This is a genomic window from Ruegeria sp. C11 (genome assembly GCF_056537725.1).
This window is the reverse complement of sequence record NZ_JBQFSB010000002.1, coordinates 462,893-479,281: the sequence shown is the minus strand read 5'-3', so window position 1 is coordinate 479,281 and position 16,389 is coordinate 462,893. Positions and strand designations below refer to the sequence as shown.

12 protein-coding genes and 2 tRNA genes are annotated in these 16,389 nt (G+C 57.0%); 10 read left to right on the top strand and 4 right to left on the bottom strand.

Translation table 11 applies throughout. The annotated features are described in order from the left end of the window. The first annotated feature begins 1 nt into the window (after nucleotide 1). The 10 genes from ACR0NA_RS05550 to ACR0NA_RS05505 all read left to right on the top strand — a co-directional run bounded on the left by ACR0NA_RS05550 (nucleotide 2) and on the right by ACR0NA_RS05505 (nucleotide 12,362). Complete coding sequence (locus tag ACR0NA_RS05550) at nucleotides 2-1,702, top strand: Na/Pi cotransporter family protein (protein ID WP_480726798.1); 1,701 nt, start codon at nucleotides 2-4, stop codon at nucleotides 1,700-1,702. Continuing rightward, entirely contained in the window at nucleotides 1,699-2,448 is a 750-nt protein-coding gene (locus ACR0NA_RS05545) for an N-formylglutamate amidohydrolase (RefSeq protein WP_480726796.1), read from the top strand. Before ACR0NA_RS05550 ends, ACR0NA_RS05545 begins: the two co-directional genes overlap by 4 nt. Further along, nucleotides 2,445-3,806 (top strand): glutamine synthetase family protein, encoded by a 1,362-nt coding sequence (locus ACR0NA_RS05540; protein WP_480726794.1) that lies wholly within the window; start codon nucleotides 2,445-2,447, stop codon nucleotides 3,804-3,806. The genes ACR0NA_RS05545 and ACR0NA_RS05540 overlap by 4 nt, the downstream gene beginning before the upstream one ends. 93 nt (nucleotides 3,807-3,899) lie before the next feature. Next, a complete protein-coding gene (locus ACR0NA_RS05535) occupies nucleotides 3,900-5,282 on the top strand; it encodes an aldehyde dehydrogenase family protein (RefSeq protein WP_480726792.1) in 1,383 nt (460 codons plus the stop codon). After that, nucleotides 5,279-6,424 carry an iron-containing alcohol dehydrogenase gene (locus ACR0NA_RS05530; RefSeq protein ID WP_480726789.1) on the top strand — a complete coding sequence of 382 codons (1,146 nt, stop codon included), beginning with the start codon at nucleotides 5,279-5,281 and terminating at the stop codon, nucleotides 6,422-6,424. Before ACR0NA_RS05535 ends, ACR0NA_RS05530 begins: the two co-directional genes overlap by 4 nt. A gap of 77 nt (nucleotides 6,425-6,501) precedes the next feature. Then, nucleotides 6,502-7,341 (top strand): EamA family transporter, encoded by an 840-nt coding sequence (locus tag ACR0NA_RS05525; protein ID WP_480726787.1) that lies wholly within the window; start codon nucleotides 6,502-6,504, stop codon nucleotides 7,339-7,341. Nucleotides 7,342-7,788: 447 nt separating this feature from the next. Beyond that, nucleotides 7,789-8,913, top strand: a complete 1,125-nt coding sequence (locus ACR0NA_RS05520) for an extracellular solute-binding protein (protein ID WP_480726785.1) — start codon at nucleotides 7,789-7,791, stop codon at nucleotides 8,911-8,913. 117 nt (nucleotides 8,914-9,030) lie between these two features. Next, on the top strand, nucleotides 9,031-10,143 hold the full coding sequence (locus tag ACR0NA_RS05515) for an ABC transporter ATP-binding protein (RefSeq protein ID WP_170650561.1): 1,113 nt from the start codon (nucleotides 9,031-9,033) through the stop codon (nucleotides 10,141-10,143). A gap of 12 nt (nucleotides 10,144-10,155) precedes the next feature. After that, nucleotides 10,156-11,076 carry an ABC transporter permease gene (locus ACR0NA_RS05510; RefSeq protein ID WP_480449075.1) on the top strand — a complete coding sequence of 307 codons (921 nt, stop codon included), beginning with the start codon at nucleotides 10,156-10,158 and terminating at the stop codon, nucleotides 11,074-11,076. Next, entirely contained in the window at nucleotides 11,073-12,362 is a 1,290-nt protein-coding gene (locus ACR0NA_RS05505) for an ABC transporter permease (RefSeq protein WP_170650557.1), read from the top strand. Before ACR0NA_RS05510 ends, ACR0NA_RS05505 begins: the two co-directional genes overlap by 4 nt. 72 nt (nucleotides 12,363-12,434) lie before the next feature. On the opposite strand, the gene ACR0NA_RS05500 is transcribed toward ACR0NA_RS05505, so the two are convergent. From ACR0NA_RS05500 to recJ, 4 genes are all read right to left on the bottom strand, one after another. Beyond that, nucleotides 12,435-14,198 (bottom strand): adenylate/guanylate cyclase domain-containing protein, encoded by a 1,764-nt coding sequence (locus ACR0NA_RS05500; RefSeq protein ID WP_480726779.1) that lies wholly within the window; start codon nucleotides 14,196-14,198, stop codon nucleotides 12,435-12,437. A 116-nt stretch (nucleotides 14,199-14,314) separates the two neighbouring features. Continuing rightward, nucleotides 14,315-14,389 (bottom strand) — tRNA-Glu (locus ACR0NA_RS05495). A gap of 27 nt (nucleotides 14,390-14,416) precedes the next feature. Continuing rightward, nucleotides 14,417-14,491 (bottom strand) — tRNA-Glu (locus ACR0NA_RS05490). A 109-nt stretch (nucleotides 14,492-14,600) separates the two neighbouring features. After that, nucleotides 14,601-16,343 carry a single-stranded-DNA-specific exonuclease RecJ gene (recJ, locus tag ACR0NA_RS05485; RefSeq protein WP_480726776.1) on the bottom strand — a complete coding sequence of 581 codons (1,743 nt, stop codon included), beginning with the start codon at nucleotides 16,341-16,343 and terminating at the stop codon, nucleotides 14,601-14,603. Nucleotides 16,344-16,389 lie beyond the last annotated feature (46 nt).

Sequence of the window (16,389 nt, the reverse complement as noted above, 5' to 3'; positions counted from 1 at the left end):
AATGGCGGTTGTTAGCTTTCTCATACAGCTTGCGGGCGCAACGATGTTGCTTCTGTTTGCCGTGCGTATGGTGCGCACTGGGATTGAGCGCAGTTATGGGGCCTCCTTCCAGCGATTGATGACGAGACAGCGCAATTATGTGCAGGCATCGCTGGCAGGCTTGATCATGGCAGTTGTCCTGCAAAGCTCGGCCGCTGTTGCGTTGCTGACGTCTGGATTTGCCGCAAGCGGTCTGTTGGCGTTTCCCGCCGGTCTGGCCATTGTTCTTGGCGGTGATCTTGGTTCTGCTTTGATCATTCAGGTGCTGTCGTTCAGGCTGGATTGGTTGGTTCCATTGCTGCTGGCAGTTGGCGGGTATCTGTTTGTAAAGACTGACGCAAAGCGGGCGCGGCAAACCGGGCGCATCCTGATGGGCATCGCCTTTATCCTGATCTCGTTACGCTTTTTGCGCGAGGCAATGGATCCAATCCGCGACAGCGCCTTTTTACCGGCCATGGCAGACTATCTTGCGCGCGATTACGTGACAGCCTTCATCGTCGGTGCTGTGCTTGCTTTTGTCATGCATTCCTCTGTCGCGGCCATTCTGATGTGCGTAACGCTGGTCCAGATCGGGGCCATCCCGTTTACTGCTGGACTTTCCCTTGTACTGGGCGCGAACTTTGGTTCGGCCTTCATCCCGGTGTGGCTGAGCCGGGGCATGGACGTGCGCGCGCGACGTATCCCGATAACCAATCTGGTAATGCGTGGCAGTTGGGCGGTATTCTGTTTGTTTGCGGTCAATCTGGCTTTACGAAGCGGTCAGTTGGGTACGCCAGAGGGCGGCCAGATGCTTGTGAATGCACATCTGGCGTTCAATGCCTCTCTGTTGCTTCTGGCATTACCGTTTTGTGGCCGGGTACAACCTTTAATCGAGCGGCTTATGCCCGAACCAAAATCCGAGTCCGCACCTGCTGAGCGCGGGCGCCCGGCGAGTGCATTGGACCTGAGCAACATCGGCAGCCCCAGTCAGGCCTTATCCAGCCTTAAACGTGAATTGCTGCGCATGTGCGATCTTGTCGAAACGATGTTTCGGCCATCTCTTGAGCTTTATCGCGGGGCAAGCAAGGACCAGATTCGCGCAGTGCAGGCTGTTGACGAAGATGTAAACGCTTGCCTTTCGGGTATCCGGGCCTTTGTTGCCGCTATTCCGACCGACGAATTCGGCAAACAGAACGCCAAATCCGCCCGCGACCTGATGGAGTATGCAATCCGTCTGGAAACCGCAGGCGATGTCGTGGCCAAACGCCTCGCGACGCTGGCGGACGACATGCGAAAGAAGGGGGCCGCATTTTCGAAAGAGGGTTGGGCCGAGCTTGAGCGGATGCACGAAGATATCCTGGCCAACCTGAAGCTGGCGACCAATGTCCTTATCTCTGACGACCTGGAAAGCGCCCGTTTGCTGAGTCTGGAAAAGAGCGAGATCAAGCGCGCCGAGCGCGACAGTCGCAAGCGTCACCTCAGACGACTGCAGCATGGCAGCACCGAAAGCTTTGAGACCAGTGATATACATCTGGAAACTTTGCGCGCGTTTCGTGAGTTCAACAGCCATATATCCGCGGTGGCATATCCGATCCTCTATCGTCACGGGCAGTTGCTGGAAACACGACTGATCGAAGAGATGCCCAATATGGCCGACCGGGCCTCGGATGAGGTGGAGCAATGAGCAATCCGGTCGAGGTTCTGAACGAATGCGGCAAGGGCAGGGTCGTTTTGCTGTGCGAGCATGCAAGCTGTCACATTCCGCCTGAATACGATGGTCTGGGACTGGCTGAAGCAGATCGGCAAAGCCACGCTGCATGGGACCCGGGGGCGCGACCTTTGACGCTGTTGCTGTCAAAGGCGTTAGATGCCCCGGTTGTCGCATCGACTGTTTCGCGGCTGGTTTACGACTGCAACCGCCCGCCCGAAGCGGCAAGTGCCATGCCTGAAAAGTCGGAACTGATCGAGGTTCCGGGAAACAAAGGTTTGTCGCCGCAGGATCGGTCAGAGCGCACAAAATCGGTTTATGAGCCGTTTTGCCGTGCGGTATCCGACGTTCTTGATGCCTGCGGTCCGGAAACGATTGTCGTAACGGTTCATTCCTTTACGCCGGTTTATTACGGGCGGCAGCGCGCGGTGGAACTGGGCCTGCTTCACGATGAAGATACCCGCCTTGTGGATGCAATGCTGGACCATGTGGACCGCATTCCGCATCGCAGGACAGAGCGCAATGAACCTTACGGGCCTGCCGATGGTGTTACGCATTCCCTTCGTTTGCATGCGCAAAGCCGGGGTTTGCCGAATGTAATGATTGAGGTGCGCAACGATCTGTTGCGCTCCGAGGAACAGATTTCCGCCATGGCGGACGAGATACTGGCGCTGCTGCAACCGGCGCTGAACGACATCGCGATCAGGGAGGATGACTCGTGAGCGGAACTCTCAACTTTGATGATCTCAAGGCGCAGGTCGCTGCCGGAGAGGTGGATACCGTACTGGTCTGTATGGTGGACATGCAGGGACGGCTGATGGGCAAGCGCTTTCACGCGGGTCACTTTGTGGCCAGTGCGTGGGAAGAGACGCATTGCTGCAACTATCTGCTGGCGACGGATCTTGAGATGGGGACGCCGGATGGCTATGCCTCAACCAGTTGGGAGCGGGGTTATGGCGATTATGTCATGAAGCCGGATCTGAGCACCTTGCGCCCGGTGCCGTGGCTGGAGGGCACGGCGATGGTGATGTGCGATGTGCTGGATCACCACACGCATGAGGAAGTACCGCATGCGCCGCGCTCAATCCTAAAAAAGCAAGTTAACCGCCTGCAAGCCATGGGCTATGAGGCGATGTGCGCGACCGAGCTGGAGTTTTTCCTTTTTGAAAAGAGCTTTGATGCGCTCCGTAAAGAAGGGTTCCGAGATCTGGAGCCGATCTCGGGCTATAACGAGGATTACCATATCCTGCAGACCACCAAGGAAGAGCATGTGATGCGGCCGATCCGCAATCACCTGTGGAATGCGGGTATTCCGGTCGAGAACACCAAGGGCGAGGCCGAGACCGGGCAGGAAGAGCTTAACATCAAATATGCGCCGGCGATGGACACGGCTGAGTTTCACTCGATCGCCAAGAACGCAGTGAAGGAAATTGCTTGGCAGCACGGCCACGCGGCGACCTTCCTGCCGAAATGGCATCATGACAAGGTGGGCAGTTCGTCCCATGTGCACCAGTCACTGTGGTCCGATGGCAAGCCTGCGTTTTATGACGCGGAAGATGAGCTGGGCATGTCGGCGCTTATGAAAAGCTACATGGCCGGGCTGTTGAAATACGCCGCCGATTACACCTATTTCATGGCGCCCTACATCAACAGCTACAAGCGCTTCATGAAGGGCACCTTTGCGCCGACGCGGATCATCTGGTCGGTGGATAACCGCACCGCCGGGTTCCGCCTGTGCGGCGACGGCACCAAAGCGGTGCGGGTCGAATGCCGAATTCCGGGCTCGGACATGAATCCCTATCTGGCGATGGCCGGGATGCTGGCGGCTGGGATCGCGGGTATCGAAGAGGGGCTGGAGTTGCAGCCGCCCACCAAAGGAGACGTCTATCAGGGCGACACCGGCATGATCCCGGGCAATCTACGCGCGGCGCGGGATGCTTTGCACGGGTCAGAGATGCTGAGGGCGGCCATGGGGGATGAGGTGGTCGAACACTATGCCCGTGCGGCTGAGGTCGAGATCGAAGAGTTCGATCGTGTAGTGACTGACTGGGAAATTGCCCGCGGGTTCGAGCGGGCGTGATCCGGAGAAGCGAGGGGCCAGCCCTTCGCGCTTCCCGGAGTATTTGTGGCCAGATGAACAGGGAATCCTGTTTCGGATGACGATGGAGAGATTATGGGCCAGACATTGAAATGCATCTCACCGATTGACGGGTCGGTTTTTGCAACGCGCGAAACTCTGTCGAAAGAGGAAGCGTTCGAGGCTGCAGGGCGGGCAGAAACGGCTCAGGTAGCTTGGGCGGCGCGGCCGCTGCAGGAGCGTATTGATCTGGTGATGGCGGGTGTCGCCGCTGTTGGCGCGATGAATGACGAGATCGTGCCCGAATTGGCGCATATGATGGGGCGTCCGGTGCGTTATGGTGGCGAGTTCGGCGGTTTTAATGAACGTGCCAGCCATATGGCCGAGATTGCGGAAACCTCTCTGTCCGATATCGCGGTGGGTGAGGACGAGACATTCAAGCGCTACATCAAACGTATTCCGCATGGGGTGGTCTTTGTGGTGGCGCCGTGGAACTACCCCTATATGACGGCGATCAACACCGTCGCACCGGCACTGATCGCGGGCAATGCGGTGATCCTGAAACACGCCACGCAAACACTGCTGGTGGGTGAGCGCATGGCGCAGGCTTTCCACACGGCAGGTGTGCCCGAGGATGTGTTCCAGAACGTGTTCCTAAGTCATGACGTGACCAATGATCTGATCGCAGGCAAAGCGTTCGACTTCGTGAACTTCACCGGATCGGTCGGTGGCGGTCAGGCGATGGAGCGCGCGGCGGCGGGCACATTCACCGGCGTTGGCACCGAGTTGGGCGGCAAGGACCCGGGCTATGTCATGGAGGATGCCGATCTGGACGCCGCCGTCGATACGCTGATCGACGGGGCGATGTTCAACTCGGGCCAGTGCTGCTGCGGGATCGAACGGATCTATGTTCATGAAAGCCTTTATGATGACTTTGTCGCCAAAGCGGTAGAGATCGTGAAAGGCTATAAGCTGGGCAATCCGTTGGAGGCTGAGACGACGATTGGCCCGATGGCTAATGTGCGCTTTGCCGATGAGGTGCGGTCGCAGATCGCCGAGGCGGTCGCGGCGGGTGCTGTGGCCCATATCGACACCTTCCCCGAGGATGACGGCGGCGCCTATCTGACGCCGCAGATCCTGACCAACGTGACCCACGATATGCGGGTGATGCGGGATGAGAGCTTTGGGCCTGTGGTGGGCATCATGAAAGTGTCCTCTGATGACGAGGCCATTGCTTTGATGAATGACAGTGAATTTGGCCTCACTGCCAGCCTCTGGACCGGCAATGTGGATCGGGCCGCGCGGGTGGGAGACGCCATTGAAACCGGCACCGTGTTCATGAACCGGGCCGACTATCTGGATCCCGGTCTGTGCTGGACCGGCTGCAAGAACACCGGGCGCGGCGGGGGGCTGTCCGTGATCGGCTATCACAACCTGACCCGCCCCAAATCCTACCATCTGAAGAAGGTGACATCATGAGCCTTGTTGGAAATTGGTCCTATCCGACCGCAATCAAGTTCGGCGCAGGCCGCATCAAGGAACTGCCCGAGGCCTGCGCGGCGGCCGGGATGAAACGTCCTCTGCTGGTTACCGACAGGGGGCTGGCCGATCTGCCTATCACCACGGCGACGCTGGACATCATGGACGCCGCCGGTCTGGGCCGGGGCCTGTTTGCGGATGTTGACCCGAACCCCAATGAAAAGAACCTCGATGCCGGTGTCGCTGCATACAATGCGGGCGGCCATGATGGGGTGATTGCATTCGGCGGCGGCTCGGGTCTGGATCTGGGCAAGATGGTCGCCTTCATGGCGGGGCAGACGCGCCCCGTCTGGGATTTTGAAGACATTGGCGACTGGTGGACCCGTGCCGATGCCGATGCCATCGCGCCGATCATCGCGGTGCCGACTACTGCGGGGACGGGCTCGGAAGTAGGCCGGGCCAGCGTCATCACCAATTCAGAGACCCATGTGAAAAAGATCATCTTTCACCCCAAAGTCCTGCCGACGGTGGTGATCTGCGACCCGGAATTGACGGTGGGCATGCCTCAATTCATTACTGCGGGGACGGGGCTGGATGCGTTCGCGCATTGTGTCGAAGCGTTCTCAAGCCCGCATTATCACCCGATGAGCCAGGGTATCGCCTTGGAAGGCATGCGACTGGTCAAGGCATACCTGCCGCGCGCCTATGCCGATGGTACTGATATCGAAGCCCGCGCCCAGATGATGAGCGCTGCAGCCATGGGCGCCACCGCGTTCCAAAAGGGGCTGGGCGCGATTCACGCCATGAGCCACCCGATCGGGGCCGTCTTTAACACGCATCACGGAACCACTAACGCGGTATGCATGCCCGCAGTACTTGAGTTCAATTCGCCGGTTATCGCGGACCGGTTTGACACGGCCGCTGCATATCTGGGGATAGCCGGCGGCTTCGACGGGTTTCGAACCTTTGTGCAAGAGCTTAACGACTCGCTCGGAATTCCGCGCCGCCTGTCCGAGTTGGGCGTGACAGAGGCGTCAATTCCCGAACTGATCGAAGGTGCGATCATTGATCCGTCATGTGGCGGCAACCCGATCGAACTGACCAAAGACAACCTGACTGGCCTGTTCAAAGCAGCGCTGTAATGGTTTGACCAAAAACCGAAATCTGTAAGACCGGCCCTACAGACGGGCCGGATCTTGCTACCGGATAAGGTGGTTCCGTGACTCTGTTTGTCGTCGTCATAATCCTGTCTGCGGCGCTGCTGCATGCCGTCTGGAATGCGATCGTGAAAACCGCGGGCGACCGCACAACGACATTGGGTCTGGTGGCTTTCGGCCACGTCATTCCCGCAGGCGTCATGGTGGCGCTGTTGCCTTTGCCAAGCGCCGAGAGCTTTCCATACATCCTCATCTCGACGGTGGTGCATTTCGGCTATTATTTCATGCTGGGCAAGGCGTACCAGCACGGTGATCTGAGCGTTGTCTATCCTATTGCCCGCGGCATCGTGCCTGCGCTGGTGTCTTTGTGGGCGATGCTTCTCGTCGGAGAGGTTCTTCCCCTACAGGCATGGGCTGGTATCGCGCTGATCGCAGTGGGCATTCAGTTAAGCAGCTGGCGCGCCCTGCGGCATGGGATCGGGCGGGCGGCGCTGGGGTTCGCGCTGGGTACCGGGATTTGCATATCGATTTATTCGGTTGTCGACGGTATCGGCGTGCGTTTGTCCGGCAACACCCTAAGTTATTGGGCCTGGGGCGCTTTTTTACACATTTTTATTGCGGGGTTCGTAGCTATCCGCAAACGCACAACGCTAAAGGAACTACCGGTCAGGACCTGGCTTGTCGGCATTCTGGGTGGGCTTGTTTCAATGACTGCGTATGGCCTTGTTCTGTATGCCAAGAATTTTGCGCCGCTTGGTGCAGTATCCGCGCTGCGCGAAACGTCGGTAATATTTGCTGCGCTGATCGGGTTTGTCTTTTTGCACGAAGGCAACTGGCTACGCAGGCTTGGTGCGGCGCTTCTGATGGCCGGTGGTGTGGCCCTGATCGGATTGGCAGTATAGGCCGCAAATACTCAGGGAGTACCTGGCAGCACGGGCCACGTTGGTTTGTAACGTCCGGGCACATTCCGATCCGGTCTACAGTGTTGAATGAGTCAAAAAAGTTTCATGCGCTCGGCGTATTCATCGCTTGGTTGTTGCGCGAACTGACATCTCGTCAACGACAAAAAGAAGCAAATGAATCCAGCGTTTTGACGCGTTTTATTAATTTTCTTGCGAGAGGCGCTCGAAAAGTTTCAAATCGAGGAGGCAATATGCAAAGCTAAGTATATGAGCACGCGCGACGTTTGCCCGATGCCAGTTTAAAGCTGCTTCCAGAGTTAGCTGTCGAAACTGGACCTACTGAATGTCGAAACTGTCACTTTGGTGGAGGAGGGGAAGTCGCAAAAGTCGTGTTTGTGTAGTTATACAATACAAAAAATCAAACAACCAACTTGGGAGATCAAATCAATGACTAAGAGATCAACAGTATCGCGCCGTTCGGTGCTGAAAGGGGCCGGTGCTGCGGCACTGGCGGCACCGCTCTACTCGAAAAGCGCGCTAGCATCATCGGGTGAAGTAAACATCCTGATGTGGTCCGACTATCTGCCGCCCACATTCATTCAGGAGTTCGAGACCCTGACCGGTATCAAGGTCAACTACACTGGCATTGGTTCGAACGAAGAAATCATCAACAAGATGAAGGCCACCAAGGGTCAGGGCTTTGACATCGTTTCACCGACCAACAACCGCTCGCTTCAGTGGGAGCCGCTGGAATTGCTGCAGCCGTTCGACTTGAGCAAGGTGAACATTGACGCCGTGAACCCGGCGATGGCCAAGATCGGCACGGACGCCTGGAACTTCGGCGACAGCGGCGCACATTGGTTGCCCCATATCTGGGGAACTGAAGGTATCGCATATCGCACCGATCTGTGGCTACCCGAAGGCGATGCGCCGTCCTACGGCGACGTCTGGTCAGAGGAAAACGCAGGAAAAACAATGGGTCGCGCGCATTCGATGATGCTTGGTGCCGGTCTGTTCATGGAGCGTTCGGGCGAAATGGAGCCGGGCTCTGTCTGGGCAGCGTACAATGACGAAGACACCATGCGCAAAGTCTGGGGTCAGATCGCTGATTGGTGCATCGCGCGCAAGGATCGCATCAAGCTGATCTGGAACGACGCCGATACCCAAAAGAACGGCCTGCTGAACGAAGGCGTTATTGTTGGCCAGACTTGGGATGGCCCGCCTCTGGCCCTGAAAACGGCAGGTGAGCCGGTCCACTATCAGGCACCGATCGAAGGTGCGATGGCATGGGTCGATGGTATGTCGATGCCTGTCGGCGCGACCAATGTCGAGCAGGTCTATGCCTTTATCGAGTTCGCCTATCAGGCGAAACCGGCTGGCGTAGCCATCGACAGCCATGGCTACAACTCACCAGTTCTGGGTGCGGATGGCTATTCCGGCGATGTTTACAAAAAGAACTTTGCCGAAGCCTATCCGGGCGACTCGCTTGCCAACCTGAACCCGTGGCCGGCCGAAGCGCCGTGGTACGCCGAAACCCGGACCGAGTTCGTCAACAAGTTCAAGAGCGCCTGATCGCTTTGAACATGGGTTCCCTGCGCACGCGCAGGGGGCCCTCTTTGTATGCGGGAAACGCATACTCAACTAACAACAAGGCGCGGCAATGACCTGCGTCACAGGGAGAAGCCAAAGATGAGTGCTGGGGTCGGCGTTGATCTGGAAAACCTTTGGATCCGGTTCGGAGATTTCGTCGCGGTGCGCGACGCGAATGTGAATATCAATGGGGGCGATTTCTTTTCGTTTCTCGGGCCCTCGGGCTGCGGCAAGACCACTATTCTGCGCGCAGTTTCCGGGTTCCTTGAGCCGAGCGAAGGCAACGTTCTGATTGGCGGCAACAATATGAAGGGGATCGGGCCCAACAAACGCCCGACCGCGCTGATCTTTCAAAACCTGGCGTTGTTCCCTCTGATGAAGGTCTGGGAAAACATCACTTTCTCAATGGAGATCAAAGGGGCCAGCAGTGCCGAGCGCCGAAAGCGTGGCGATGAGTTGCTGGAGATGATTGCGTTGCCGGGGCAGGGTGACAAGCTGCCCAGCGAATTGTCGGGCGGTCAGCGTCAGCGTGTCGCCATCGCCCGCGCCTTGTGCGCCGAGCCGGATGTGTTGTTGTTGGATGAACCTTTGTCTGCGCTCGACCTCAAGCTGCGCCAGCATATGCGGACCGAACTGCGCGAAATCCAGCAACGGGTAGGGATCACGTTCATCTACATCACCCACGATCAGGGTGAGGCGCTGACGATGTCCGATAACATCGCGGTCATGAAGGCCGGGGTTATCGACCAGATTGCGGATGGCAAGACGATATATAATGACCCTACAACCGCCTTTGCAGCTTCATTTGTTGGCGAAAACAACGTGTTCCGCGGAAAAATTAAACGAGTTATGGGCGAGGAGGCGTTGATTTCAACCAATCGTTCCGGCGATCTGGTTGCGCGTATTTCAACCGCCAATCAGGGCAAGATGAAAGAAGGCGATGACGCCATGATGTTCATCCGCCCCGAGGCGTTTGCCCTTGCACCAGACGGAGCAAGCGGAGATCACTTTGTGACCGCTCGCGTGAACCACGAAGAGTTCGAAGGCAACGTCTTTAACATCTTCACGGAGGGCGAAGGGGGAAAAGAGATCAAGGTTTCGATCCCGAACCTCGGTCAGTCCTTCGAAGATCACACAGGCCGGAACATCACCCTGGAATACGAGACCCGCAATGCGGTTTTGGTTCCGGCTGGTGAGCTGGCCGCTGAATAAGGGGGCCAGACAATGCCGGGCTTCCTCAAGGAATTCTTTAACCGCAACGGCACAGGCATGGGAATTGCGATCCTGGGTCTGGTCCTGTTCTGGACCATTGGCCTGATCATCCTCCCACAGTTGTCGATGCTCGACTTCTCATTCCGTCCGAACCTGCCGCCGCCGGAAATTGGCGGGCCAAAGGACGTCTATACACTGGAGAACTACAAGTACCTGGTCTTTGGCCCCGAAGGCGGCAGTCAGGACTACAACACCGTTGATCTCAGGATCTTTTTCCGCACGCTTGTCGCTGCGGTTTGCGTCACGATCTTCAACCTGATCATCTGCTATCCGATTGCCTATTACCTTGGGCAAAGCAAAGGCAATCACATCCGCATTTTTGCGATCATGCTGATCATCCCCTACTGGATCAACGAGATTCTGCGGGCCTTTGCGTTGCGGATCATCTTTGGCGAAACGGGCGTGCTGAACACCTTATTGGTGGGTTCGGGCATCTTCGATACGCCGTTCGACTTTATCCGCAACGATATCGCGCTCTATGCCGGTCTGGGCTACGCGTATATCCTGCTGATGATCTTTCCGATGTATAATGTGATCGAAAGCCTTGATGGCAATCAGATCGAGGCAGCGCGCGATCTGGGCGCGCCTTGGTGGCGGATTCACTGGCGCGTGGTCATTCCATATGCCAAGCCGGGTATCAGCTCCGGGTGCACGATGGTCTTTATGCTCAGCGCCGGTGCACTGGCTGCGCCACAGATTTTGGGCGGACCGTCATCGTTGTGGTTCACTCAGTTGATCTATCAGCAATTCAACGACAATAACGACTGGCCGCAGGGCGCCGCCTACGCGATCGTGCTGCTTGTGACCTGTATCCTGTTCGTTCTGGCCGCGATGCGTCTGTTCAAGGTCAACATGGGGGATATCGGAAAATGAACAATTCCTTCCTCCGTGTAAGTATCTGGGTCTATCTGACGATTTTCTTCCTGTACCTGCTGGGTCCGCTGGTGATCATGTCGGTCACCGCATTCAACTCGTCCGAGTTCCCACGGATGACGCCATGGGAATGTCTGACGTTCCAATGGTTCGGTGAGTTGTTTCAGGATCAGCGTATCCTGAACGGCATCAAGAACTCGCTGATCATTGGGATCGGTACAGTGGTCTTGTCGGTCGCGATGGGACTGGCCGGGGCACTGATGTTGACGCAGATCTGGCCCAAGCTACGGGCGACCTATTATACGATCATCATCGCCCCGATCCTGATCCCTGGCGTGGTTCTGGGTATCTCGACACTGGTGTTCTGGGACCGGATCAACCGGATGCTGGGGCTGGGGGCGGACAGCTTTCTGTCGAACGGGATATTCCTGACGGTGATTGGTCAGTCCACCTTTATCGCCAGCTATTGCATGCTGGTGCTGGTGGCACGTCTGCAGCGTTATGACGTCGCTCTGACCGAAGCTGCGCTAGACCTTGGCGCGACCCATGCGCAGGCATTCCGCAAGATCCTGCTGCCGTTCATGCGTCCTGCGATTGCTTCGGCAGCGGTGCTGGCGTTCCTTGCGTCCTTTGAAAACTACAACACCACCACTTTTACCTTTGGTGAATACCCGACGTTGACGATCGAACTGGCGCAGAAAGTGCGCTATGGGATCACCCCTGCGATTTCTGCGCTGGCCTTCATCATTGTCGTGTTGACGGTGTTCTTTGCACTTTTGAACGAGGCAAAGATCAAGCGTCAGGAACTGGTGGCGGCAGCAAGGCGTAAAGCCACGGTCGAAGAACTGGCGGGCAAGATCAAACTGCCCAGTTTCTTTGCCGGGAATGTTGCTGCTGTTCTGTTGGTGGTCTTTGCAATTGCCACGGTGACGGTCGTTGGTACGGCGACCGCCTATAACCCGGGGCAGTGTATTGCCAATGTGAAAGAGGAGAAGCGTCTGGAAGCCGCCGAACGCATTCAGGAACTACGCCGTGAGCGCGAGGAGCGCAGGCAGCGTCGTTTTGAAGGTGTGTTTGAACCTGACGACCTGACGCCCGGAACCGAAGAAAAGGATACCCCATCCGATGCGGGTACCAACAATTCGGGCTTTGGTAATGTCTTTGCTCCGAACACGCTGAGCGGAGACGAGGAAGAAGACGAATCCGGCGCCAACGAGCAACCGTCAAACAACAGCGGTTTTGGCAACGTGTTCGCGCCGAATAGCCTGCAAAAAGACGACGAATAGGCCGTCTTTTTAAAAACAGAAAAAGCCCCGCGCCGATTGGTTCGGGGCTTTTTTGTTCGTGCTTCAGCAACCTTATTCCGGCAGGCCGACTTTGCGCAAACCTTCCAAATAGTGCTCGAGGTCTTCATTGACCCGCCAGGGTAGAGCTTTGCTGATGAATGTGACCGACAACTGCGGGTTTCTTTTCATTGCTGACGCCATGGCGGTTTTGGCTGGTTCAACTCTTTCCTGTTGAGCTTGCGCGGCCGCCAAACATGTCCAGCACCAGAATCCCGCCCCCGGTTGGTGCGTCGATTTCTTAGCAACCTCAATCGCATCCTCATAGCGGCGCAAATGGTACAGGGCGTGCGCCTTTACCTGCAGAAACGTCCAAATCATCGGATCGCGCGGGGAAAAGCGAAGGGCCTGATCGGCATGCTGGATGGCCTCTTCGTGACGCCCGAGCAGGGTAAGCGGAGTAACGATGCCATGATGCGCCTGAGCTGAACTGGGGTTAATCTCCAGAGCTGCTTCGAAGTGCAAAATCGCTCCCTCAAGGTCCCCACTTAGGGTGTAGGCACGCCCGAGCCCGAAATGTGTGCTGGTATCCTTGTTGTCCAGCGCAACACCGTGCCGACCGGCGGCAACGGCCTTGGCGATGATGTTCTCTGGGTCATCGACATGTCCAAGCAAAACCAGTGCATGCAGCGCCGAGGCGATGGTGCCATAGGCGCGTGCAAACTCAGGATCGATCTCGATAGCTTTTTGCAAGAGACCCATCCCTGTCGCGAAATCCTCTTTGGTGATCTTGAACAAGTGCCAGAGTGCGCGGTTGTAGCATTCCCAGGCATCCAGACTGTCAGGTGGTTTTGAGCGGGCGCGTGCACTTTCTGCCTCGGCCAGTTCGGGTTCGATTGCCCCAACGACATTCAGGACAATCTCATCTTGTACCAGAAACACGTCATCCAAGTCGCGGTCGTAGGATTCAGCCCAAAGATGTTGATCGGTTTCCGCATCGATCAGTTGGACGGAAATTCGAACACGATTGCCGGCACGCCGAACGCTGCCTTCAATGAGATACCGAATACCAAGCTGCTTGCCGATATCCCTGACGGAAATTGATTGCCCCTTGTAGGTAAAAGAAGAATTGCGCGCGATCGTATAAAACCCCCGCACATGCGACAGAGCGGTGATCAAGTCTTCGGTGATCCCATCTGAAAAATACTCTTGCTCCGGATCGCCTGACATGTTGTCGAAAGGCAAGACAGCGATAGATGGCTTGGGGTCTAGGTTTTCAGAAGTTTGAGCTTCCTGAGTTGCAGGTGCTTTAGAATTCGCCCATTGCCAAACCCTTACAGGCCGATCGATGTTCTTAAGTTGCTGAAAACCCAGATCATAGAATCCGACGTTCACGCGATTCCGAACCTGTTCATGCACGCCGTCGGAAATACAAATCCCTCCATTTGGTGAAAGCTGTTCAAGCCGCGCCGCTACATTGACGCCATCCCCGTGTATGTCGTCATTATCGATCAGGACGTCCCCGATGTTCACTCCAATTCGAAACTCAATACGCTGGGAAACCGCTTGGTCATCGGCGCCTTGCGCGAAAGCCGATTGAATTTCGATTGCGCAGCGCACGGCCTCGACCACGCTTGCGAATTCGGCCAGAATTCCGTCACCCATGAATTTAACCACCCGTCCACCATGCCGGGTGATCCGTGGGGTTACTTCACGGTCGTAACACTCAGCCAGGCGCTGAATGGTACCTTCCTCGTCGCGCTCGACGAGACGGGCAAATCCAGCGACATCCGCAGCCAGTATTGCGGCAAGCCGTCTTTGAACAGGTTTCTCCGGCATGGGCCACCTCAGAGAGGATGGCACTATAATACACCAATTCGAGAGAATTACGCAGGTTCCAGTCAGCAGGGTACTGAAAGTATAATGATCGGTGATTGGGATGGCGTTCTGCAAAATGGCAGCCCGTAGGGGAATCGAACCCCTCTTTCCAGGTTGAAAACCTGGCGTCCTAACCGATAGACGAACGGGCCATGCATCTGAACGACGCAAATACAAGGTGGCAGCCCGTAGGGGAATCGAACCCCTCTTTCCAGGTTGAAAACCTGGCGTCCTAACCGATAGACGAACGGGCCACGCTTGCTTGTGGAGGGCCTTTTACGGATTACACCGTTCCCCCGCAAGCCGAAAAGTGCGGTGGCGCGTAACTTTTTTGGCGCCACGCAAAGAGGTGCGGAATGACCCTCAAACAGCCTCGGCTGCGTCTTCGATGCGCAGCTGTGCGGTTTGGCGGCCACCCCAAGTATTGACCTCAAGACGGCCTGCAAAATGGAACCGTGCACCGCCATGATTTACAAGTCGATCGCCCATAGGACTGTCGAAAGCACCAAATGCGATGGCGTCGATGCCACCGTTCATGCCGTCCGACAGCGACAGTTTCAGATGGGATTCGCCGACACGTTTGGCAAAACGGATTTGCAGATCGGGCAGGGCATATCGCGGGGCAGGGGCACCGGCACCAAACGGGCCCGCCTGTTCAATCTGTTCGATCAGATCCACTGTCGCAGCCCCCGGCATCAATGCGCCGTCCAGTTTCATATCGGCTGGCCCGCCTTTTCCCGCCCCCTGTTTGGCAAGCAGTTCTGACAGGCGGGCCATCGCGGGTTCCAACTGATCGCGCATCACCGTAAGGCCCGCCGCCATTTTGTGCCCGCCGCCCTTGACCAGCAATCCTTCGGCCGCCAGCCGCTGAATTGAAGCACCCAGATCGACGCCCGAAACCGAGCGACCGGATCCTTTGCCCTCGTCCCCATCGAAACCGATGACAATTGCAGGCCTGTTTGCCGTCTCTTTAAGGCGAGAGGCTACGATTCCGACCACACCGGGGTGCCAGCCGTCTGCAGCGGCCCAGACCAGCGGTGCATCCAGCCCCCGCTCCTCGGCTTGCTCAAGCGCGGCCGCTCGCACGGCGTTTTCAATTTCGCGTCGTTCGGTATTCAACTCGTCAAGACGTTGCGACAGGGCCTCTGCTTCGGTTGGCGACGCAGTGCTGAGAAGCCGGGCCCCCAAATCTGCCTGACCGATCCTGCCACCGGCGTTGACCCGTGGCCCAAGCAGAAAACCCAGATGGTAGGAATTGGGTGCCGCATCCATGCGCGATACGTCGGCCAGCGCAACAAGCCCCGGCCTTTGCCTTTGTGCTATGACCTTAAGACCTTGCCGAACCAGGGCCCGGTTGGCATCGATCAGAGGCGCGACATCAGCGACGGTCGCAAGGGCCACCAGATCAAGCATCGACATAAGGTCCGGACCTCTGTTTCCGGCCTCTCGCAATTGCCTTCCGGCTTCGACCAGCATCAGGAACACAACGCCAGCCGCGCATAGATAGCCCAGATCGCCGCTTTCGTCCTGCCGGTTCGGGTTCACGACCGCAACACAGTCCGGCAAAGTTTCTGCGCCAAGGTGGTGATCCAGAACAATGACATCCGCGCTATCGGCCGCTGCAATGGGATCGTGGCTGAGTGTTCCGCAGTCTACGCAGATTATCAGGTCGTGAACGGCTGCCAGCTCCCGCATGGCAGGTACGTTGGGACCGTACCCTTCGTCGATGCGGTCAGGCACATAAAGCGTTGCCTGAAGACCCATCTGCCGAAGCCATACCAAAAGCAAAGCCGCAGAACTTCCGCCATCCACATCATAATCGGCAAAAACTGCAATCCGCTGCTTCTTTGCCACCGCCTCAAGGAAACGTCCCGCAGCCTTTTTCATATCTTTCAGGGTAAGCGGGTCTGGCAACAGTTCTTTCAGCCGGGGTTCCAGAAAACCCATGGCCTCTTCCGGGGGGACGCCTCGCCTTGCCAGAACCTGACATACGGCACGAGGCAGATCAGCCTGCTGAACAAGCATTTCCACGGCGCGCTCAACCTCTGGCGAAGGTCCAACCCAACGCCGATTGGTTAATGATTGTTCAACCCCAAGAAAGCTCATGGCACATTCCTAACAGACCAAGGCCGGACCCTATCGGGGCCCGGCC

Excerpts from the sequence above, each read along its gene's own strand:
- ACR0NA_RS05550 (WP_480726798.1), top strand. The coding sequence starts at position 2 with ATGGCGGTTGTTAGCTTTCTCATACAGCTTGCGGGCGCAACGATGTTG.
- ACR0NA_RS05545 (WP_480726796.1), top strand. The coding sequence starts at position 1,699 with ATGAGCAATCCGGTCGAGGTTCTGAACGAATGCGGCAAGGGCAGGGTC.
- ACR0NA_RS05520 (WP_480726785.1), top strand. The coding sequence starts at position 7,789 with ATGACTAAGAGATCAACAGTATCGCGCCGTTCGGTGCTGAAAGGGGCC.
- ACR0NA_RS05505 (WP_170650557.1), top strand. The coding sequence starts at position 11,073 with ATGAACAATTCCTTCCTCCGTGTAAGTATCTGGGTCTATCTGACGATT.
- ACR0NA_RS05510 (WP_480449075.1), top strand. The coding sequence starts at position 10,156 with ATGCCGGGCTTCCTCAAGGAATTCTTTAACCGCAACGGCACAGGCATG.
- ACR0NA_RS05530 (WP_480726789.1), top strand. The coding sequence starts at position 5,279 with ATGAGCCTTGTTGGAAATTGGTCCTATCCGACCGCAATCAAGTTCGGC.
- ACR0NA_RS05535 (WP_480726792.1), top strand. The coding sequence starts at position 3,900 with ATGGGCCAGACATTGAAATGCATCTCACCGATTGACGGGTCGGTTTTT.
- recJ (WP_480726776.1), bottom strand. The coding sequence starts at position 16,343 with ATGAGCTTTCTTGGGGTTGAACAATCATTAACCAATCGGCGTTGGGTT.
- ACR0NA_RS05515 (WP_170650561.1), top strand. The coding sequence starts at position 9,031 with ATGAGTGCTGGGGTCGGCGTTGATCTGGAAAACCTTTGGATCCGGTTC.
- ACR0NA_RS05500 (WP_480726779.1), bottom strand. The coding sequence starts at position 14,198 with ATGCCGGAGAAACCTGTTCAAAGACGGCTTGCCGCAATACTGGCTGCG.